Below are 4,194 nucleotides of genomic sequence, written 5' to 3' on the forward strand. Positions count from 1 at the left end.
CCTGAATATCCCTGACGGATTTTATCCCTTTCTTTCTCACGAGCTTTTCGAGTCCGAGCTCAACGTTTTCTGGAACTTCTATAATGTACGCGTCGAGCTTATCTATTCCAATCTTTTTAGCCGCCACAACCCTGTGGTGCCCGTCTACCAAATAGTATTTTGCCCCCTTCTTTATGACGATAACGGGTTCAGCAAGACCTTTTTTCAGTTCGTAAATTCTTCCCCTAAGTTCGTCAGCGTAAACTTTCGTTTGAGTGGGAATAATTCTGTCAACTTCAATTTTACCCCTCTTAAGCTCGGTCTTAACGTTATGAACGCTTTCTATCGTTTTCCTTAAGTTTTCAACTTTTTTAGGATCTGCTCTCTCTATCTGACTCCTTATCACATCCGTGTTCGAGATTATTCCAATGAGCTTTCCTTTTTCATCTATAACCGGCAGCTTAGACCTTCCGGTTCTGAACATTACCCTTGCCGCATCTTTTAAATCCATGTGCTCTCTGGCGACTATCAATCTTCTCGACATCACGTCTTTCACTTTCGCATCCAGATTTTTCCTCAAAAGATCCCGGGAAGAAATATATCCGATAACAATTCCGTTATCGTCGACAACGGGGAAGCCGTCATGCCCCGTCTTTTCGATGAGATCAATTACCTCCTTTATCGTTTGATCAGGCTTTACAACCACCACGTCTTTCGTCATGTAGTCTTTGACCTTAAGCTTCACGAAATATAGAAAAGAGGGGAGGTTTATTTATTTTCTCCTGACGTCTTAGCTTTCTAATGTACATGCAGCGGCACACTTATAAAGTTTCAATCACTTAACGGTGTTTATGTTTACAATTGGCAAAAAAGTGAACGGAAAATTTGAAGAAGTCGTTGAGAGAGTCAAGGAGCTTTTGAAGTCCGAGGGATTTGGCATTCTGTGTGAAATCGATGTCAAAAAGACTTTGAAGGAAAAAATAGGCGTCGATTTTGACAAGTACGTTATTCTCGGAGCGTGCAGCCCTAAAAATGCCTTCGAAGTTTTGAAAGCGAACAGATCCTTCGGAGTTCTGCTACCTTGTAACGTCGTGGTCTATGAAATGGACGGGGAAGTTGTGGTTGATGCCGTTAAGCCAACAGCTTTTGCAACTGAAGAGATTGAAGAAAACGCAAGAGATGTTGAAGAAAGGTTGAAAAAAGTTATTGAAGCAATTTGAAAGCCGAATTTTTCTATTTTTTCTTCATACGAAATTTTAAAAATGTGAAGGAAAGGATTAACTTTGGTGATTAACTATGGAGGAGTTCCCCGAGAAGTTCAAGTGCGTTGTGACGAACTGGGAGTACATGGACAGGCTTTGTAGGAGGGTGGCTGAGCAGGTTAGGGAAGATGGTTACGAGCCGGAAATAATCGTTGCTTTAGCGAGAGGAGGATGGTTCGCTGGGAGAGTTCTTTGCGATCTTCTTGGTTTGGATGATTTAACGAGCTTGAAGATAGAGCACTACGTAGGCACAGCTAAAATGAGCGGAGAGGTAAAGATAAAGTACCCTCTCCACGAAGAGAGCGTGAGAGGTAAGAAGGTGCTTGTCGTGGACGACATAGCCGACACAGGAAAGAGCTTGATGACAGCAAAACAGCACGTTGAAGAGTTAGGAGCAAGGGAAGTAAAAACAGCCACCTTACAGCTTCTTTACACGTCGAAGTTCACACCAGACTACTTCGGAGAGTACCTTGAAGAGTGGGCTTGGATAATCTTCCCTTGGAACTTCATGGAGGACATGATTGAGTTGATAACGAGGCTGATGAGGAGAGATAAGGAGAAGCTATGGGGAGAATGGGACATAAAGTGGAGACTGTACGAGCTTCATCAGATAGATCCTATTTACTTGGAGATCGCTCAGCCGGGAAGGTTTTTCGATGTTATGAGGGAAATGGAGAACAGGGGAATTGTGGAGAAGATTTTGAAGGATAACAAGCCTTACTGGAGGATTAAAGAATGAAGGCGGAAATCGGGATTATCGGTGGGACTGGTGTATATGATAGCGATGCTTTTGAAAACGTCAAGGAAGTGGACATCGACACACCCTTCGGAAAGCCATCATCGAAGATAACAATTGGAGACTACGAAGGAAGGAAAGTGGCATTCATTTCAAGGCACGGAAAGGGACACATCTTCTCTCCAACGCATGTCCCTTACAGAGCGAACATCTACGCATTCAAAAAGCTCGGGGTTGAGAGGATAATAAGCGTCGCAGCAGTTGGTTCATTAAAAGAGGAAATAAAGCCGTTGGACATAGTCATTCCCGATCAGATATTCGACAGGACGAAGCACAGAAAGGACACATTTTTCGAAGAAGTGGTAGTTCACGTCGGCATAGCTGACCCTTTCTGTCCGGAGTTGAGAGCCGCTGCAATAGAAGCTGTGAAGGAGCTCGGTTTGAGGTATCATGATAGAGGGACGTACGTCTGCATAGAAGGACCGCAGTTTTCTACTAAAGCTGAGTCGAAATTCTACAGAAGCATGGGATTCGACATAATCGGAATGACAGCTTTGCCCGAAGCAAAACTTGCAAGAGAGGCTGAGATCTGCTACGTAACTGTAGCTGCTGTTACCGACTACGACGTCTGGAAGGAAGAGCCAGTAGATGTGAAGACGGTTCTGGAGAACATGGCGAAAAACGAGGAAAACATAAAAGCGATTCTTAGGAAGTTGATACCAAAAATTCCGGAAGAGAGAGAGTGCGAATGCAAGGAAGCTCTGAAGTTTGCGATAACGACCTCTCCGGATATGATAAGCGAAGAGGTCAGAAGAAAATTAGGAATTTTCCTCGACAAATACCTCTAAATTTTTTATTAGCGCTCTGTTACTATCTCTATCTTTAACGGCTATTCTGAAATTTTTCTCGTTCAAACCGATGAAGTCTTCGCACGTCCTTATCAAAATTCCTTTTTCAAGCAAGAATTTCTGAAGATCCCTTGCTTTGAATTTTCCTTCGACAAGAAGAAAGTTTACTTCTCCAACGCTTAAGAAATCAAGTCTTTGCAACCTTTTTCTGAGGTACTTCCTTTCTCGCGAGATCTTTCTTCTAACTTTCCTTGAGAAAATTTTCAGCTTCGGCAAGTATCTCTTGGCAACTTCTTTCGCGAGCATATTCACGTTCCACGGATCTCTTATTTCATGAAACCTTTCAGCAAACTTCTTCGGAAATTTTCCGTATCCAAACCTCAACCCGGGAATTCCAAGAATTTTCGTCAGGGATCTTACGACGAACGCATTTTCAAGCTGAGCTTTTTTGCTGGAAAAATCGATGAACGCCTCGTCGACAAGGAGGTTAAAACCTTTCTTCTCCGCAAGACTGTCAAGCTCTTCAACGCACTCGACGAATTCTCCTGTTGGATTGTTAGGATTGCAAACAACAACAGCATTGGGTTCGATTTTTTTCGCAGCTTCGTAAACATCTCTAAGCCGACATCTGACGATCCTCGATCCGAATGCCTTTGCAAATCGTTCGTATTCAGTGAACGTGGGATAGGGAATTAGAACTTTCCCGCTGTTTAGAATAAAAAAAGTTCTTATCAACTCTATCGACCCGTTCCCAAATACAACCTCTTTTCTATCCCATCCAAAGGTTTCCGAAATAGTTTCAATTAAATCAGAGTAACTGCTTTCCGGATAGTACGAGATTTTCCAAGAAATACTTTTTATAAATTCCCACAGATCTTTCGGAGGAAACGGATTTATGTTCGAAGCGAAGTCGAGTATTTTCTTGCCGTTCAGGAATTTTTCAGCTTGGTCTCCGTGCACGATCAAGATGAGTGCTTTGGATTTATACGTTTTACCGCAAGCCTTAAATTCAAATTCTCAGATTTTATTTCCGATTGCCGCCGTGGCTCAGCTGGTAGAGCGGGTGACTCGTAATCACCAGGTCCCGGGTTCAAATCCCGGCGGCGGCTTATTCCCTTTTTGTTAAACGCCATCACAACCAGTTTTGTTAAGAGTAAAGACAATTTGTTAAAAATCTGGGAAATGATAAAAACATTTCATAGAAACGAAGAAAATCAGACTGTCGAGAGTATTGGAGTCGAAAATCCTTAAACTATTTGGGCAGGGAGTATGAAGCTGTCGTGTGTAGATTGCAGATATAAAAAGGATAATGTTATTTATAGGAACTTTAACGATAGTTCTGAGCGAAGATGTTGAAAAGGAACTCAGG

Annotated in this window: 5 protein-coding genes and 1 tRNA gene; 4 read left to right on the top strand and 2 right to left on the bottom strand. The window is 42.5% G+C overall.

The window, feature by feature from the left end; translation table 11 throughout:
• Positions 1-724: CBS domain-containing protein (locus F7C14_RS10695; RefSeq protein ID WP_290902764.1), on the bottom strand; the 724-nt coding region annotated here is incomplete at its 3' end.
• Positions 725-830: 106 nt separating this feature from the next.
• Here F7C14_RS10695 and F7C14_RS10700 point away from each other — a divergent pair.
• The 3 genes from F7C14_RS10700 (at position 831) to mtnP (ending at position 2,825) form a co-directional block, all read left to right on the top strand.
• Positions 831-1,199 carry a DUF302 domain-containing protein gene (locus F7C14_RS10700; RefSeq protein WP_290902766.1) on the top strand — a complete coding sequence of 123 codons (369 nt, stop codon included), beginning with the start codon at positions 831-833 and terminating at the stop codon, positions 1,197-1,199.
• A 76-nt stretch (positions 1,200-1,275) separates the two neighbouring features.
• Complete coding sequence (locus tag F7C14_RS10705) at positions 1,276-1,980, top strand: phosphoribosyltransferase (RefSeq protein ID WP_290902768.1); 705 nt, start codon at positions 1,276-1,278, stop codon at positions 1,978-1,980.
• Entirely contained in the window at positions 1,977-2,825 is an 849-nt protein-coding gene (gene mtnP / locus F7C14_RS10710) for an S-methyl-5'-thioadenosine phosphorylase (RefSeq protein WP_290902770.1), read from the top strand. The genes F7C14_RS10705 and mtnP overlap by 4 nt, the downstream gene beginning before the upstream one ends.
• Here mtnP and F7C14_RS10715 read toward each other — a convergent pair.
• On the bottom strand, positions 2,796-3,785 hold the full coding sequence (locus F7C14_RS10715) for a histidinol-phosphate transaminase (RefSeq protein ID WP_290902773.1): 990 nt from the start codon (positions 3,783-3,785) through the stop codon (positions 2,796-2,798). The genes mtnP and F7C14_RS10715 overlap by 30 nt on opposite strands.
• A gap of 76 nt (positions 3,786-3,861) precedes the next feature.
• Here F7C14_RS10715 and F7C14_RS10720 point away from each other — a divergent pair.
• Positions 3,862-3,934: transfer RNA gene (locus F7C14_RS10720), tRNA-Thr, on the top strand.
• Positions 3,935-4,194 lie beyond the last annotated feature (260 nt).

Source organism: Ferroglobus sp., assembly GCF_015521575.1.
Classification (GTDB): domain Archaea; phylum Halobacteriota; class Archaeoglobi; order Archaeoglobales; family Archaeoglobaceae; genus Ferroglobus.